Source organism: Enterobacteriaceae bacterium ESL0689 (genome assembly GCA_029433525.1).
Taxonomy (GTDB): domain Bacteria; phylum Pseudomonadota; class Gammaproteobacteria; order Enterobacterales; family Enterobacteriaceae; genus JAQTIF01.
In genome coordinates this window covers 1,901,314-1,918,594 of sequence record JAQTIF010000001.1, presented here as the reverse complement: position 1 = coordinate 1,918,594, position 17,281 = coordinate 1,901,314, and the positions used below count along the sequence as shown (strand labels likewise).

Below are 17,281 nucleotides of genomic sequence, written 5' to 3'. Positions count from 1 at the left end.
TGTGTGTTTAATCTGTGCTGCAGGAAAAGAATTGTGCGGCATCAGAGAGAGTATGTAACAACGTGGTATCCTGGGGATCACCCATCCATACCGCCACTGCGGTATAGTTATCCTGGGCACTCCCCTCCTGTTCGCTATTCTTTTCAATCAGCTGACTCATTAATGTCAGCCACTCCTGGGGCGTTTTGACCATATGCAGCGACTGTTTCATCTGCTCTTCACTGACGCCATGCCAGAAACCATCGGTGCAGAGCAAAAAGACATCGCCATCTTCCACCGGCACGACATCGCTATAACTGGCTTCCGGGCCACCGGTTTCAATACCCAGCGCCAGATAAAGCAGATTGCTATTGAGGTTCTCGGTCTGTTGCCCGGCATCTTTCATCTGCTGCACAAGGCTGTGGTCGGTAGTGACATGCCATAGCCAGCCACGACGAAACAGATACAGGCGGCTGTCACCGGCGTGTGCCCAGTAGGCCAGACGGTAATCACGATCAATAAACAGGCTGACCAGCGTCGTCCCCATCCGGCGATAATTCTCTACGCTCTGCTGTTCACCAAGGATAGTGCGGTTTGCCGTTTGCACGTAGTCGCGGATATGCTGGGCGTTAAGATGTTTTTCACCATCAAAGCGAGAAATAATGCTGTTACGCGCCAGCTCAGCCGCCACTTCACCGCCAGGCAGACCGGCGATACCATCACAGACGACAAAACAAGCGGCATGTTTACCGATGTTTTCTCCGGTCTGATCCTGATTGCTGGCGCGTGTCCCCTGGCGGGAGAGAGAAGCCGTTACAATATTCATTGTTCTTCTGATCCACTTTGTGAGTCTTTGTACTGATTAACCTCCATGTCATAAGCATGGAGGAAGGCCTCGCCAAATAGCGTATGAAAATCATCTTCAATCTCGCCCGCCGTTTCACCATAGTGACGGACAAAATAGTCCCACAGTGCGGCTTTCCGGCTACCAGGCAGCGCGAGGCGCGATGTCACACCATGCTGCTTCGCCTGTTCCTCCAGCTGTTCCGGATTAAAGGATTGCAGCATCGCGGCGATGATGGCGCGAATGCCGGAAATCATCCCCAGCTGATGCGCCTGCAGATCAATCAGCGCATCGCGCACCGATTTGGTCGGCGACATAAAACCCGGCATCAGTGTGCCAAACATCTGAATAAGCACCGTTTTTCCGGTTGGTAACAGTTTGAACGGGTTATTCGCATCATCCAGTACCATCGTCATATCTGCTTTGACGCCACGTTTGAGAATCGAACGCGACGAGAGCAGTGCCACCGTTCCCTGCGAGAACATGCCCAGTATCTGCCCCAGCTGATACATGTTTTGCCGGTCGAATTGCGGTACTGGCTGCATGTCGTTTAATCCCATCCCTTCCAGCAAGGCGGTCAGCAGCTCTCCCTGCAGGATGTCACCCTTTTCAGCGTTCTGGTCGGGCGCGGTGGCGGCGGTGGCATTTTTGACCGGGTCGATTCGCAGGCGCCCTTTCGGTGTTTGTGTCGTGTTACGGGCGATCGCCTGTGGGGTTGGCAGGATAAAAGCGGCCGGTTCTTCATGGACTGGAGCGTCATTACTGACCTCTGGCTGTGGTGCTTCCTGGGGGGGTGGTGAGACAAACGGCGCCTCACTGACGAGTGGCTGTTCGTTCTGTTTCGGCTCTGAGATGCTACTCAGAATATCATCGGGATGGGTGAGCGGTGCCCCGGCCATTAAACCAAGCGGATCATGATGACTGCTGGTCGGCGCACTGGCATTACCGTCAAACAGAGCCAGCGGATCAAGCCCATCAACCACCTCTTCTAAGGGCGTCGGTTTATTCTCAAACGGTGGTTGCAGGGTGGAGGGGGTGACATCGTCAAGAATGCTCTCGCTGTTAAATAAGCCATCATCGTTAAAGAAGGTACTGGGATCGACATTTTTATGCTCAAGCTGCGGATCGCTGTCCTGATATATCGCCAGCGGATCTTCTGCGTTACGTGACGGGAGGGTCGGTTGTGATAACGGGTCAGGTAACGCCGTTGCGGATGGCTGCGCACGATGGTTATGAGAGATACTGTCCGAGATGGAAAACTCCTGCATCAGGCTATCCCATATTTCCGTCGGCACGGCGGCAGGCTTCCCTTGCGGGCTATCCGGGACATGCTCTGGCGCAGGTGCCGTGAGCAGCGCGGGAGCGGTTTGCGCGGGCTCACTCGCCGTCTGCTGACTGGCGGATGACGTATCTCTGCTGATAGCGGTAACTTCGATGCGATAATCATCAATCGCGAGGATATCGCCTTCCTGCAGCTCCACCTGACGTCCTCGTTCCAGCGGAATATTATTCATCACCACACTGGTGACGCTACCGCGATTGGTGACGCTACATCTTCCCTCAGAATCAACGTGTACTATCGCCTGCAAACGCGAGATAGCGCGGTCATTATCCGGCAGCACCAGATTATTATCCGAACTGCGACCAATGGTGCCGCCAGGGGTATAGAAATCACAGCGGCTCTGGGGTGGCTGATGACCGGCTTTCGTTGCAATAATCGTGAATCGCATGACATTTTCCTGCTGAAATCATTAATGCTTAAACGTTGCGACCCCCAGGGTGAGAATAGCAACATCAGGGGCACTGTTTTCTGCCACGTATCGCGCTTGCGTGGCATGGCCGAAATGACAAAATAGCCTGATGGGCCAGATATTTATTCCGGGATAGCTCGACAGATATAACATCTTATTTCCCTGAATCTGTTCCCGCTGGCAGCAAAAGCAACCACAGATAAAACATGCTTTTTTCTCTTATGAAGAAGTTAAAGATGCGCAGAGCCACTTTTTTATATTTTTCATTGATGACGATATGACGATGACCTTGCCACCGTCTGTCATGTATTCATCACGGCCACGCGCTGTCAGCAAAATAGCAGGAGACCGGGACAGATATTATCTGCAGCATGTTTTAGCATAATGATAGTGGATTTGTCGATCAACCAGTGACGCTTTCATCGATTACGCTATCGGCACTATAACAGGAAAAAATAGTGAGATATAGCATATTATTTTAGATAATCAGTATCTTTAGCTTAAAGGTGTATCAATAGCAATAATATCTGCTATAAATTTCTGTTTTTATCCGCCATCTCGCATAGTAAAAAAAATAGCTTATGTCTCATTTTTGTTAGCAAATATTCGCCTGGCGCTTAACCAGATTTTTACTTTATCACTTTTTTATATCATTAATTATCACGCAGTTATGATCAACCATGTGATCGCTTATTAGCCTGAAATCAGTAGTTTTTCGACGATGACGATTTTTTGATTGTCATCGGGCAGATATTTAATCGTGGACAGATTACCCTCTTTATACATCTCTATCTCCTTAAATGTTAATGCTTTTAATAACGATGCGGTGACTGTTTTGCCCTCTTCGGTATTGAAGCGGAAGTGGCGATAATATCAGCATGGGCAACAAGGCCTTTTTCTAAAGCTTCGTCCTGGGATGAAGCGTCTTTAAAGTAGGGATAGATATCTGTGTACAGATACCTTGCTAACGGGAATGCCCAAAACACAAGCATGAAGATCACTATTGCTATAATAATACCCGTACTCATTTTTCCTCCTGCTTTTATAAAAATAATGTCAGTAATTTAGACGATATAGACACACCACCAGACTTGATAAGCGCCTTTATTTGCTTAACTTCCATACCCTTATTACTGGAAACAAATGTATCATGCTTGAAAACAACATTAGTGTGCGACAGTGAAACACCTATCCTCGAACCTGCTACTGCTGTAGCAGTTTCAGAAGCTCCATTAATACTCAATGAGTTCCCCGTAACGCTTTCACTCAATGCCGTCATTGAAAATTTATGAAATTCGGGATGAAATTCTGCCTTTGGCGCATGAAAATTAATAGCCTCATCGCTAAAAATATCGATAGCCTGCTTACAGTAAAGGGCTATCTTTCCATTCTCAATTTTTTGCGTCCAGTTACCACTCTGAACCAGAGTATTTATTCCGCCATCAATGATCTCTTTTTTCCCTGCCGCAGAAATTGTTGTCTCTTGTCCATTTTCATAGGTTTCGGTGAGTTTATCAGTGACATGATGAATTTCTTTGCCTGTAATTTTCGTGTTCCGCCCCTCGTTCACGGTTATCTTAATCGCCGCCGGAGGTGATATTTATTTCTCGTCCATTTTTTATGGTTTCAGTCTGGCTATTATTGAAAACGCTGGTTTCTTCCTGATCCACCTGCGTCGCTCGTTTTGCCCGATAGTAAAATATTCCGTCACCGGTCACATCATCCTGTTGTTCCTTGAGGATCACGGTCGTTCGGCTGCCATCAATACTAACCGCCTGATCATTCTCCACCGAAACACGCATATCTTTTTCAGCATGCAAATCTACCGACTCTTCTCCGGCCTTGTCTTCGAAGAACAGGAAGCTGGCGTTATCGACATGGCCATCCTTGCTGCGTGTCATAAAACCCATGCGGGTGGCGTTAGCGGGCAATTGCCACGGCGGCATGCTCGCTTCGTTATACACCCGGCCAGTGACCAGCGGGCGATCAGGATCACCGTTGATAAAATCAATCACCACTTCATCGCCTACGCGCGGTATCTGCACGCTGCCAAATCCCTGCCCTGCCCATGCGCTCGATATATGCTTCGGCACGGGTTTTGGCATCACGTTCCTTGAGCATGGTTTCCGGCAGACCAGCATCGAGGCGCTGTTGTAACAGCGAAAACTCCTGCTGGAAGTTGGTCATCAGATCATAATCGGTGTGTTTGGTCTGCTCCCACGGCAGAGTAAAGCCCCAGATCTGGTCGCGTTGACTTTTATCGTAATCGGTAAACCACGCGCGGAAGCCTTTGAGCAGGTCAACTTTGGTGACGATAACGTAAACCGGGAAACGGATGCCCAGTTGTTCATGCAGTTCCGAGAGCCGTTGACGGAGATCGGCCGCCTGCTGCCGGGAGACCTCGGCGGAATGGGTCAGTAGATCAGAGATGCTGATGGTGATGATGACACCGTTAATCGGCTGGCGGCGGCGATATTTACGCAATAAGCCGACAAATTTCAGCCATTCATTGGCATCCTGAATCTGTTCGCTATCCTGGGTGGTATAGCATCCTGCGGTATCAAGTAATACTGCCTCGTTAGTAAACCACCAGTCGCAGTTACGGGTGCCACCAATTCCCCGCAATGCGGTCTTACCAAAGTGATCCGCCAGCGGGAATTGCAATCCGGAATTGGCCAGTGCAGTCGTTTTACCGGAGCCGGGAGCGCCAATAATCACATACCAGGGCAACTGATAGAGATATTGGGTACCGAAGCGCTGGATCCACTTTGCACCATGCCCCGCTTTACTGAAGTGAGCCTTTTTCAGTATCTGAGCGGCTTCATCAAAACGTCCGGCGAGGATCTGTTCTTCGCTGCTCAGTCGCTTTTGTGGCTCGGCCGTTTCCCGGTTGCGGCTGTTTTCATTGAGCTTATCCATCAGCTTGTGGTTGAGCCAGGCATTATAGAGCTGGGGCAGAATATAGCTCTGTGCCCAGAGCAGATACAGCACCACAATGGTGATAATACGGCTCAGTTCGGATTCGAGCGGTCGGATATCGGCGATGGATAAAAGCGGGCCCATTATCCAGATCACTGCCGCAAGCGCAGTGACGCCCAACAGACTCCACAGAATGCGACTGGTCAGTATAGAAAGAAGCGTCATCAGCATTCTTAGTTTCCTTGCGGCAATTCATTCAGTTCCGCACGCGTATTTTCAGGCGACACCAGCAGCGTAATTTCTACACGGCGGTTACGGGCGCGGTTTTCCGGCGTATTATTCGGGACCAGTGGACTGGCGTCACCACGCCCTTCCGCCTTGACACGTTCTGGTTGTGACAGATTTTCCTGTAACTGTTTTTGTACCGCCCTGGCACGATCGAGAGAGAGTTCATAGTTGGAGGCAAAACGCGCACTCCGTATCGGAATGTTATCGCTGTATCCAACCACCAGTATTTTGCCGCTGACGTTGTTCATTGCCTGCGCGATACGGTTGATGACCGGCTCATAACGGTCGCGCACCACGGTGGAGCCAGAAGCGAATAATCCATCGCCTCTCAGTAATACGACGCTACGATCCGCCTCATCTTTCACCGTCACCAGACCGGCATCGATTTCAGGTTTCAGGAAACCGCGCAGGTTGAGCATCGCTGGCTGTTGTCTGGCCGGTTGCTGAAGGGGAATATCCGGCAGCTGAGACTGATAAATCTTTGCCAGCACCGGATTGGTGTTGTCGCTGAGACTCCAGTTAAGAAAAATATAAAGCAGGCAGGCAGGCAAGGAACCCAACCAGCGCGACACAAGCCCATAGCGGTATCATCGGGCGCCATAATTTATTCTGGATCGGGCCGTCTTCCGGGTGCGAAGAAAGCGGCAGCGGGCAACTGCCACGCACACTACGGATCATCTGCCATAGCCGCTGCTTGATGGTTTCAAGCTGGGTGCGGCCATTATCCAGTATCTGATAGCGCCCTTCGAAACCCAGTAACAGGCAGTAGTTGATCATTTCCAGCAGCAGAATATGTTCGCGTGGGTTTTGCGATAAACGCGCCAGTAACTGAAAGAACTTTTCGCCTCCCCAGGTTTCGTTATGAAGGGTGACCAGCAACCCGCCGCTGGACCAGACACCGCTGTTTCCCCACGGAGTGAGTGCTGCAGCTTCATCCAGTGCGGTACATAAGCAGTAACGCGCACCGATGATCATCTCATAGGGCAATCCTGCCTGCTGACAGCGAACTTCGAAACGGCGAATTTCATCGATCAGATACTGACGCAACGCCTCCTGATCCTCATGGGAGACTGAATGACGAATTTGCGGGATCGCGTTGAGCAGCGGATTGGCCGCCGCTACCAGTAGGTTATTGCCATTGACTCCGCTAAACAGAGTATCACTTCCCGTATCCTGTCGTTCCTGCATATTCAGCGCTCGCTTTGTTATTCTGTCTGACTACGGAAGGCCCAGAACTCCATCTCAAGACCGGGAAACTCGCCAGCGAGATGCAGCGCAAAAGCACCGGATTTATCCATTTCCTTCCACAGCTCACTGCCTTTCTCCAGTTCGAAGTAGCTGTAGCCTGCATGCCAGGGAAGTTGCGGCAGCGCGCGCAGCACAATACCGGGCAGTTGCAGCTGTACCAGGTTGCGAATTTTAGATACCGGCGCTACTTTCATCTGCGCCGGGAAATGGGTGCGCAGATGGTCACCCGGTACATTGGCTTTCACTGCCAGCACGAAGCCAAACTCATGAACCATGTTGACTTCCGGCACCGTGGCAATATTGAGGCCATGAGAACGTTCATGCAGTGGCAATTGAATGGCGTGATCTTCGATCACCAGCGACAGCCCCTGACGTAACATCAGCATCAGTTTAGCGAAGCAGACCGCCAGGGCGTCATGATCATACACCGGCAGCGCATGTTCCGCGGTACGCTGAGAAGTCCAGGTGGTCAGCTCAGTGGCAAACGGTAACCAGCTACGCCAGAGCGTTTCCGGATGCAGGAGCGGCAGCGCTTTTAAATGTGAGATTTCACCGAGATGGCGGTTAATCAGTGAGAGCAAGGTAAACTCAGTCAGCTCAGAGGTGTTAAAACGCCCAGGCTGACGCAGGCGGACAGCAATTTGCTGGCTACGCTGTGTCAATAAACTGTATAGATCGTTGATCATGCTATAGAGTTGTGGGCTATTATTAGCATTCAGCATCGGCGGGATGTAGCTGTTATCCAGCGGCACCTGATTGTCATTGCGTTTTTCGCTCACCATGGCTACACCAATCGCAGACCATTCCGCCGTCAGATCTTTTTCCAGCATTAATGTCAGACGCAGACGGCCAAACTGTACCGTGACCTCGCCTGTCGAGATGGCGTTATCGTCTTCAACCTCTTGTTCATCGCGCCAGTGAGGCTTTTTCCTCGCTGAAAATCACCTCTTCACGATCACCTCGCCGTACCGGCAACGCCAGCACCACTTTTTCATTGCTGATATTGTCAGGAATTTTCAGTGGCACCGGGCCGTGGCGAGTACGACGCACCTCGAAAAAGGTGCCGTCCGGCAGTAATCCACTGCAGTAGCTGAGGGCAATACAGCCCTGACGCAACATCGCCTCGTCCAGTTCAAGATCAAGAAACCCCCAGAGATAGGATCGTTGTAACGCCCCTCATTGACGAACATGGTTGAGCAGGTAACTTTCTGTTCGCTGAAAATGGTGTGGACGCAGGAACATCCCTTCTGTCCAGACAACCTTTTCTGCTTTCGTCATGATGATCTGTATCCTGTGTAGGAGGCCGCATTACTGCCGGATGATCCGAATGCCATTGACATCAAGAAAGACCGTGGCCTCAAGTTCATCATCCGACCACTTCCAGAACTGATAGATATGCTTTTCGCTGGGGTCGGGCAGTGGCAGTGAGACACGCCATTTTTTACCATCCAGCGTCTGATATTCCGCCATCACCCCGATATAACGCGCTTGTGGATCGCTTTTCCCGCTCAGGGTTTTCGCCAGTGCACCGGGCATCAGGAAGAACACATCACTGTTCAGCAGATTGGCGCCCAGTGTGGCAGTGGCGTTATTCTGCAACGAGTAGAAATCGCTGGACATGAACTCAGCATCGGATTTCAGCAATAACATTCTGACCTTGAGCGGGGCAGAATGATTGACTTGTGGATTAGCCCGAAACTGCAACGTATAGCGGGATGGCGTGCTGTTTGAAGATGTGGTACAGCCACTGACCAGGGCGATTAACACCAGATAAAGGGTCAGCCACATCTTATGAAAATTTTTATTATTCATAGAAACAAGCCCATAAAATCTGCTTAGTCCAGAATCCAGGTGCCGTTTACGCTGTCTTTGCAGGCCTTACTATTGCCATCGACATCGACGCAGGTTGTCTTCTTGCGTGCCTTGGGACGCCGTGCCTGTTTACGCACATTGGCTTCATACTGATCCGCTTTGATTACCGCCCGCATGGGGACATAACCGATAAGCTGATCACCGTCTTCATCCGCGAGAGCCATCCAGAACTGTTCCGTCTGCCCTAGTACCACGTAGGTTTTTCCCGTTTCCAGGGTGCGCAGCACTTTGCCACCAAAGTTAGTACGACTCATCAGCGAAGCGGGATACATGGCACGATAAGGTTCATTAATCTGAGTGAATTCAACAGGTGGCGTAATAATATGCCGGTGTTTTAACGTCACGCCATTGACCTGAGTGGTCTCAATGGTATCGTCGGTTATTATGACTGGCTTCGGCGTTTTACAGCTCGATACTGCCATGACAGATAAGAGTAAAAACAGTACGCGCATTATCATAATGCTTTTCCACAGCGATAGTTAAATGATGACAGATAAAATTAATGCTGGATATTTAACAAATAATTTTACCCTATGGCTATTCGGTGTCAGAGTACAGCTACCGCACAAACCCAACAGAACAAGATTTGTGCTCATATATTTTTATATTAATTAATATGATATAGAGCAATATAATTGGCGAGTTTACATTGGCTTTTTATCAATTGTCAACGGCGGATAAATCATGACTCCGATCATGCGCAATGCGCGGATGAGTACGGCTTTCAGGCCATGATATCAACTTGCTGATTTCCTGCATGATGATGAATCTGCGCTGCCTGATCACCTCGTTTCCTTCATTTTTTATATCACCGCCGAAAATAGTATGCGCAACGATAAAAATATATCCTGATCGCGGTGCGCACCATGCCCCACGGCAAACGCACCCTCAGAGACCCTGCCATTATCGTCCCTTTTTTGATATTAAAAAATACCAGTTCACAGTCAGTGGTACAGAAAAGATGAATATAAATAGAACTAAAAATGGATAGATCGTGGGATCATCAACATGGTAAGCCGTAAGTATTCCACTGTATTCAACGGCTGGCTGATATTATCAGTCAGCCGTTGAGAAAAAATAATAGCCACGACGGTTATCAATACTTAAATTTATCTCAGCATGAAGAAGTTAATTGTTTTTTATCATTAAGTTTTAATGACTGCTCAGCAATAAAAGAACAATTTAATATCAGAAGATACATTTGCATAAAATAACGGCTTTGTTGAATAAATAGATATTATGTTGCGTGCCTACAAAAACATCGGTCTTCCTCAACGTAAAATCAGAAGGTTAAGGTCAGGGTCGGAAGCTTCTCGCAGTAGAGACCAGCATTTATGACCAAAACAGGTGTGATAAAACAGCATGGTTCACTATTATTCAACAAAGCCTAAAATAACCTAAATTGCGCTTTCTTTTTTAACAAAGTGTTGCCAATGTTCCCGGCAGCCGTTCAGCATGACCACCATAAGTCACATGACTGAATGTCATCAGTTTTTATCGATAACAGAAGCAGAGAGGCAATACCGACGTATATCAAGGACAGTCACGATCTGTTTCGCCAGCAAGCGGTTTACTCTCCTTAACCACAACGCTACAATGCCGCCACCTGGAGTGATTCCCCTTCCAGCTCGCCCCATTGCATGAGGCGAATCTGACCTGTCATCAGAATGAGAACATCATGTTTAAACCAGAGCTTCTTTCCCCCGCTGGCACGCTTAAAAATATGCGTTATGCTTTCGCCTATGGCGCAGATGCCGTATATGCTGGCCAGCCACGTTATTCCCTGCGTGTCCGCAATAATGAATTCAACCATGAAAACTTACAGCTTGGCATCCATGAAGCCCACCAGGCTGGGAAGAAATTCTATGTGGTGGTTAATATTGCGCCCCATAACGCCAAGCTGAAAACGTTCATTCGCGATCTGCAACCGGTGGTGGATATGGGGCCGGATGCGCTGATTATGTCCGATCCGGGGTTGATTATGCTGGTACGGGAAAACTTCCCGGCGATGCCTATTCACCTGTCGGTACAGGCCAATGCGGTCAACTGGGCGACCGTGAAATTCTGGCAACAGATGGGGCTCAGTCGGATTATTCTCTCGCGCGAACTCTCCCTCGAAGAGATCGCTGAAATTCGCCGTCAGGTTCCGGATATCGAGATCGAGATTTTCGTTCATGGCGCTTTATGCATGGCCTATTCCGGACGTTGTCTGTTATCGGGCTATATTAATAAGCGTGATCCGAACCAGGGAACCTGTACTAATGCCTGCCGCTGGCAATATAAGGTTCAGGAAGGAACAGAAGATCTGGTGGGCAATATCGTGCCAGTTCAAAATAGTGAACCTGACCTCGGCATCGGTGCGCCAACGGATCGGGTTTTTATGCTGGAAGAGAGCCAACGTCCGGGTGAGTATATGGCGGCTTTTGAGGATGAACATGGCACCTATATCATGAATTCGCGCGATCTGCGCGCGGTTGCCCATGTCGGACGGCTGACTGAGATGGGCGTCCATTCACTCAAAATCGAAGGCCGTACCAAATCATTTTACTATTGTGCCCGTACCGCTCAGGTGTATCGTAAAGCCATCGATGACGCGGTGGCCGGAAAACCGTTTGATCAAAGCTTACTGGCCACTCTGGAAGGGTTAGCGCACCGTGGTTATACCGAAGGTTTTCTGCGTCGTCACAACCATGATGAGTATCAGAATTACGAGTATGGCTATTCGGTATCAGAACGCCAGCAATTTGTGGGAGAGTTTACCGGTGAACGCAACCACTACGGCGCTGCTGTGGCGGTGAAAAATAAGTTTTCTGTTGGCGATAGCCTTGAGCTAATAACGCCACAGGGTAACATTAATTTCACCCTTGAACAGATGTTCAACGGGAAAGGCGAAGCGATCTCTGTCGCTCCCGGTGATGGCTATACCGTCTGGTTACCAGTGCCCGATAACATCGTGCTGGATTACGCCCTGCTGATGCGTAATCTGTCTGGCCAGACAACTCGCGATCCGCATGCTTAACTTTCTGTCACCATAAATTAGAAACTGATCACAAACTGTCTGACCGCAAGCCGTGTATGATTGTCGCCAGTAAAAGCATAATCAATAAACTCTGCGTCTGAAGTAATCTCCCTGACCTGCGTAACCTTCTGTTACGCAGGTTTATTTCTCCAGCGGATGTCCATAATAATCACGCTTGCCGATCGGTTATGTTACCCATCGGCACATTTTTTTCCTGCTCAGGCAATGGTGACTTTACTGTCGAGATAGACATCCTGTACCGCATTAATCAGTTTCACCCCCTCTGCCGTCGATTTTTTAAACGCTTTACGTCCCAGAATCAGCCCCATTCCCCCGGCACGTTTATTGATCACCGCAGTGCGTACAGCATCAGCCAGATCGTTCTCTCCACTTGCGGCTCCGCCAGAGTTGATCAGCCCGGCACGTCCCATATAACAGTTGGCTAACTGATAACGCACTAAATCAATGGGATTGTCGCTGGTTAGCTGGTTATAAACGCGATCATCTGTATAGCCAAAATTCACCGCTTTATAGCCGCCATTATTGTCAGCCATCTTCTGCTTGACGATATCGGCACCAATGGTGGCCGCCAGATGGTTAGCCTGGCCGGTTAAATCAGCGGCGGCATGGTAATCCACCCCGTCTATCTTAAACGCCGGATTGCGCAGATAAGCCCACAGTACGGTAACCAATCCCAGTTCATGTGCGCGCTCAAAGGCGGCAGAGATCTCTTCAATCTGGCGACGGGATTCCGCAGAGCCAAAATAGATTGTCGCACCGACTGCTACCGCGCCCATATTGAACGCCTGCTCCACACTGGCATATAACGTCTGATCGTATTGCGTTGGATAACTCAGGGTTTCATTGTGGTTGAGCTTCATCAGAAAGGGAATGCGGTGCGCATAACGACGGGAGACCGAGGCTAGTACGCCATAAGTCGATGCCACGCAGTTACAGCCCGCCTCAATGGCCAGCTCAACAATATTTTTGGGGTCAAAATAGCGCGGGTTAGCGGCAAAAGAGGCACCGGCTGAGTGTTCTACTCCCTGATCAACAGGAAGAATAGAGAGGTATCCGGTTCCCGCCAGGCGTCCGGTATTATACAGCGTTTGCATATTACGCAGCACCGCTGACGGACGATTGTTATCAATCATCACCCGGTCAATATAATCTGCCCCAGGCAGATACAACTGATCGGCGGGGATCGTCTTACAATGGTGCTGTAAAAGGCTATCGGCATCTTTGCCAAGTAACGATGTAATATCAGTCATAAGTCATAACTCCTGTTAATGCAGGCCGAAACCTGCCTGTCTTCCTGCCCGGCGATGAGGGCAAGTTAATCGATTACCAGACGCACCTGTGTTCTGGCAAACGTACTATCCTTTAGTTTAGAGGCTATCCCAGCCTGGGCCTGACAGCGCGGAGAAACCACAGCGTACACCTGTTTCGGTCACGGCCGGAGACCTGAATAGCCACGCTCTTAATATGACGCATTGTTGTCCCTATGTTAATCCGCCAGAGTGATTAATGTTACCTGGCCACCCTTTTCTGACAATTTTGCGCAAATGACTGCTTGCCATCGCTCCCCTGTTTCAGGAATGATACCAGGCTATGACGGTATAGTCATAATGATAGAGGACGAATAATGAGGGTGTTATGGGTAAAGTAAAGCTACTGCTGCTGAGCGTGTTATTGATCGGTGCCGGTTATGGATGGGCGGCCAGTGTAGAAAAGTTCGAGCTGGATAGTGTCATCGCCGATTTCGTCTCATACCATCGCGGTGATGCCGTTCCGCCGTTGTATCTCACCCCGGAATACGCGATTACACAATGGCAGCTACGCAATCTGCCTGAGCCGATGGCGGACACCCACTATACCTATCTGGGCGGCAGCTATGTGCTGATCAGTGATAATAGCGGTGAAATTGTCAAAATTTATGATGGCGATATTTTCTATCGTCATTAATATCACAAACAAAATGCCCTGTATTTTCCCGTGCCTTACCGGCGCACAAAGACACAGGGCATACTGCCAGCGATCAGGTGAGATCACAATGCGCGAAAAGCAATCTCTCCGGGAATGACTTCCCCTTGCCAGTAAAGCTGTGCTACCACGCGATCCGCCAGCTGACGATAGATCGTGGTGAACTCACTCTCCGGACGGGCAATGACCGTCGGTGTGCCATTATCCAGATCCTCCCGCAGCTGGATATGCAGCGGTAAACGGGCCAGAAGCTGGGTATGATATTTTTCGGCCAGCTTCTCTGCCCCACCACTGCCGAAGATAGCTTCATGATGACCACACTGACTGCAGATGTGTGCGCTCATATTTTCGACGATACCGGATACCGGCACCCCCGCTTTTTCAAACATGACAATCCCTTTTTTGGCATCAATCAGCGCGATATCCTGCGGTGTGGTCACCACCACGGCACCGGTGACGGGTATATTCTGCGCCAGAGTTAACTGGATGTCACCCGTGCCTGGCGGCATATCGAGTACCAGATAGTCGATGTCCGGCCACAGGGTTTCCTGAAGCATTTGCATCAGCGCTTTGCTGGCCATCGGACCACGCCATATCATCGCATTGTCATCCGCCACCAGATAGCCGATCGAGTTAGTGGCGAGTCCGAATTTCATGATCGGTGCCATATGAGTGCCATCGGGAGAGGTCGGGCGCTGATCTTCCGCTCCCAGCATAGCGGGCACGGATGGGCCGTAAATATCCGCATCAAGAATGCCGACTTTCGCCCCTTCCATCGCTAATGCCAGTGCCAGATTAACCGCAGTTGAGGATTTACCGACTCCGCCTTTACCGGAGCTCACCGCAATAATATTTTTAACGCCATTGATTCCCGGCTGATTGTTGACCCGCTTCAGAGTCGCGATATGGTATGACAGTTTCCAGTCAAGCGCCTGAGCACCAGTGACCCGCAGTAGTTCTGCGGCACATTGCGCCTGCAGCTCAACAAAAGCGCTGTGCCAGACAAAAGGCATCTGGATTTCAATATGTACGGTATCATCAAGCCAGGCAACATGATGCAGGGCTTTCAGATCGATCAGATTATGTTGCAATGTCGGGTGCTGAAAATTAGTCAGTATTCCGGCGACCATCGCCCGCAGCTGTTCGGGGGATTTAGTCTGGGATTGTGCAGTCATCCCAACTCCTTTGTTATTATGAAAATTCTTCACTCTTTTTGAGTCTATCATAACTGGCGGTTTTCCAGATAGTCAGCCATTTATGGCGCACTCAATACCCTTTTGATAATATCAAAAGCCCTTTTCCTAACCAAAGATGCAATACCCATTATGACTCAAGTCGTGAAAAAAATTCTGGTAACGTGCGCCCTGCCTTACGCCAACGGCTCTATCCATCTCGGCCATATGCTGGAACACATCCAGGCTGATATTTGGGTTCGTTACCAGCGAATGCGCGGCAACGAGGTCAACTTCATCTGTGCCGATGATGCCCACGGTACGCCGATCATGTTAAAAGCCCGGCAGCTTGGCATCTCTCCGGAGCAGATGATTGCCGAAGTGAGTCAGGAGCATCAGGCTGATTTTGCTGGCTTTAAGATTAGTTACGATAACTATCACTCCACGCACAGCGAAGAGAATCGTGCCTTGTCAACGCTTATCTATCAGCGTCTGAAAGAGAATGGCTTAATTAAAACGCGCACTATCTCCCAGCTTTTTGATCCCGAAAAAGGCATGTTTTTGCCGGATCGTTTTGTGAAAGGGCGCTGTCCGAAGTGTCACGCCGCTGATCAATATGGCGATAACTGCGAAGTATGTGGCGCGACTTATAGCCCGACAGAGCTGATTGCCCCTGAATCGGTGATTTCTGGCGCAACCCCGGTTATGCGTGATTCCGAACACTTCTTTTTTGATCTTCCGGCATTTAGCGACATGTTACAGGCATGGACACGCAGTGGCGCATTGCAGGAACAGGTGGCGAATAAAATGCAGGAGTGGTTCGAATCCGGTTTGCAGCAATGGGATATCTCGCGCGACGCCCCCTATTTTGGTTTTGAAATTCCCGACGCCCCCGGCAAATACTTCTATGTCTGGCTGGATGCGCCAATCGGTTATATGGGATCTTTCCGCAATCTGTGCGACAAACAGGGCGATAGCAGCCGTTTTGATACTTACTGGCAGCGCGATTCCAGCGCTGAGTTGTATCATTTTATCGGTAAAGACATCGTTTATTTCCACAGCCTGTTCTGGCCCGCCATGCTTGAGGGCAGCGGTTTTCGTAAACCGACCAACTTATTCGTTCACGGTTATGTCACCGTTAATGGCGCGAAAATGTCCAAATCACGCGGCACCTTCATCAAAGCCAGCAGCTGGCTGCAACACCTGGATGCCGATAGCCTGCGTTACTACTATGCCGCTAAACTGTCATCACGTATCGATGATATCGATCTTAACCTGGAAGACTTCATTCAGCGTGTCAATGCCGATATCGTTAATAAGCTGGTCAATCTGGCATCCCGGAATGCGGGCTTTATTAATAAACGTTTTAACGGCATGTTGGCCGCCGAACTGGCCGATCCGGCACTGTATAAAACATTTACTGATGCTGCAACAACCATTGGCCAGGCGTGGGAAAGTCGCGAGTACAATAAAGCTATCCGCGAAATCATGGCCCTGGCGGATCAGGCTAACCGTTATGTTGATGAGCAGGCACCGTGGGTGGTAGCGAAGCAGGAAGGTCGAGATGCCGATCTGCAGGCTATCTGTTCGATGGGGATCAATCTGTTCCGGGTATTAATGACCTGGCTTAAGCCGGTTTTGCCTGATCTGAGCGCACGCAGCGAGGCTTTCCTTAATAGCGAACTGCGCTGGGATAGTATTGAGCAACCGTTGTTAGCGCATCAAATCAATCCGTTTAAGGCGCTGTATCAGCGTATCGACAGCCAGCAAGTGGCGGCACTGGTCGAAGCCTCTAAACAGCAAATCGCGGCCACGCCAGCAACGGTGAGCGGCCCGCTGGCCGATGACCCCATTCAGCCGACCATCACATTTGATGATTTTGCCAAAGTGGATATGCGTATCGCACGCATCGATAATGCTGAATGGGTTGACGGTTCAGATAAGCTACTGCGTCTGAGCCTGGATTTAGGGGGCGAAAAACGCAATGTCTTCTCTGGCATTCGTAGCGCCTATCCGGACCCACAGGTGCTGATTGGCCGTCTGACCGTGATGGTCGCCAACCTGGCACCGCGTAAAATGCGTTTTGGTCTCTCGGAAGGGATGGTGATGGCCGCAGGTCCAGGCGGTAAGGATATCTTCCTGTTAAGCCCGGACAGCGGCGCACAGCCAGGTCAGCAGGTTAAATAAGCTGATAACGCATTCCCGG

At 49.9% G+C, this 17,281-nt stretch carries 13 protein-coding genes and 3 pseudogenes; 3 read left to right on the top strand and 13 right to left on the bottom strand.

Going from position 1 to position 17,281, the window contains the following annotated elements:
- Positions 1-7 precede the first annotated feature (7 nt).
- From PT300_09275 to PT300_09225, 11 genes and pseudogenes are all read right to left on the bottom strand, one after another.
- Positions 8-805, bottom strand: coding sequence for a protein phosphatase 2C domain-containing protein (locus PT300_09275; GenBank protein MDF7680758.1), 798 nt, complete (start codon positions 803-805; stop codon positions 8-10).
- Positions 802-2,553 carry a type VI secretion system-associated FHA domain protein TagH gene (gene tagH / locus PT300_09270; GenBank protein MDF7680757.1) on the bottom strand — a complete coding sequence of 584 codons (1,752 nt, stop codon included), beginning with the start codon at positions 2,551-2,553 and terminating at the stop codon, positions 802-804. Before tagH ends, PT300_09275 begins: the two co-directional genes overlap by 4 nt.
- Before the next feature lie 21 nt (positions 2,554-2,574).
- Positions 2,575-2,727, bottom strand: a complete 153-nt coding sequence (locus PT300_09265; GenBank protein MDF7680756.1) for a hypothetical protein — start codon at positions 2,725-2,727, stop codon at positions 2,575-2,577.
- 659 nt (positions 2,728-3,386) lie between these two features.
- A complete protein-coding gene (locus PT300_09260; protein MDF7680755.1) occupies positions 3,387-3,602 on the bottom strand; it encodes a hypothetical protein in 216 nt (71 codons plus the stop codon).
- A 14-nt stretch (positions 3,603-3,616) separates the two neighbouring features.
- The gene (locus PT300_09255; protein MDF7680754.1) at positions 3,617-4,144 is read right to left on the bottom strand and encodes a hypothetical protein; all 528 of its coding nucleotides are present in this window, start codon (positions 4,142-4,144) and stop codon (positions 3,617-3,619) included.
- 7 nt (positions 4,145-4,151) lie between these two features.
- Positions 4,152-4,619 carry a phage baseplate assembly protein V gene (locus PT300_09250; GenBank protein ID MDF7680753.1) on the bottom strand — a complete coding sequence of 156 codons (468 nt, stop codon included), beginning with the start codon at positions 4,617-4,619 and terminating at the stop codon, positions 4,152-4,154.
- 31 nt (positions 4,620-4,650) lie between these two features.
- Positions 4,651-5,724, bottom strand: a pseudogene (tssM, locus tag PT300_09245) (type VI secretion system membrane subunit TssM).
- A 2-nt stretch (positions 5,725-5,726) separates the two neighbouring features.
- Positions 5,727-6,969: pseudogene (locus PT300_09240) on the bottom strand (DotU family type VI secretion system protein).
- Between the two features lie 17 nt (positions 6,970-6,986).
- Positions 6,987-8,307 (bottom strand): annotated as a pseudogene (gene tssK, locus PT300_09235) (type VI secretion system baseplate subunit TssK).
- A 30-nt stretch (positions 8,308-8,337) separates the two neighbouring features.
- The gene (gene tssJ, locus PT300_09230) at positions 8,338-8,841 is read right to left on the bottom strand and encodes a type VI secretion system lipoprotein TssJ (protein MDF7680752.1); all 504 of its coding nucleotides are present in this window, start codon (positions 8,839-8,841) and stop codon (positions 8,338-8,340) included.
- Between the two features lie 23 nt (positions 8,842-8,864).
- Positions 8,865-9,359, bottom strand: a complete 495-nt coding sequence (locus tag PT300_09225; protein MDF7680751.1) for an SH3 domain-containing protein — start codon at positions 9,357-9,359, stop codon at positions 8,865-8,867.
- Between the two features lie 1,220 nt (positions 9,360-10,579).
- Here PT300_09225 and yegQ point away from each other — a divergent pair.
- On the top strand, positions 10,580-11,920 hold the full coding sequence (gene yegQ / locus PT300_09220; protein MDF7680750.1) for a tRNA 5-hydroxyuridine modification protein YegQ: 1,341 nt from the start codon (positions 10,580-10,582) through the stop codon (positions 11,918-11,920).
- Positions 11,921-12,138: 218 nt separating this feature from the next.
- Here the strand turns inward: yegQ and fbaB are convergent, their stop codons facing one another.
- A complete protein-coding gene (fbaB, locus tag PT300_09215) occupies positions 12,139-13,191 on the bottom strand; it encodes a class I fructose-bisphosphate aldolase (GenBank protein ID MDF7680749.1) in 1,053 nt (350 codons plus the stop codon).
- A gap of 385 nt (positions 13,192-13,576) precedes the next feature.
- Here fbaB and PT300_09210 point away from each other — a divergent pair, with 385 nt between their 5' ends.
- The gene (locus PT300_09210) at positions 13,577-13,885 is read left to right on the top strand and encodes an RcnB family protein (protein MDF7680748.1); all 309 of its coding nucleotides are present in this window, start codon (positions 13,577-13,579) and stop codon (positions 13,883-13,885) included.
- Between the two features lie 83 nt (positions 13,886-13,968).
- Here the strand turns inward: PT300_09210 and apbC are convergent, their stop codons facing one another.
- Positions 13,969-15,078: an iron-sulfur cluster carrier protein ApbC gene (gene apbC / locus PT300_09205; GenBank protein ID MDF7680747.1), complete on the bottom strand. Its 1,110-nt coding sequence runs from the start codon at positions 15,076-15,078 to the stop codon at positions 13,969-13,971.
- Positions 15,079-15,228: 150 nt separating this feature from the next.
- Here apbC and metG point away from each other — a divergent pair, with 150 nt between their 5' ends.
- Positions 15,229-17,262, top strand: a complete 2,034-nt coding sequence (gene metG, locus PT300_09200) for a methionine--tRNA ligase (protein MDF7680746.1) — start codon at positions 15,229-15,231, stop codon at positions 17,260-17,262.
- Positions 17,263-17,281 lie beyond the last annotated feature (19 nt).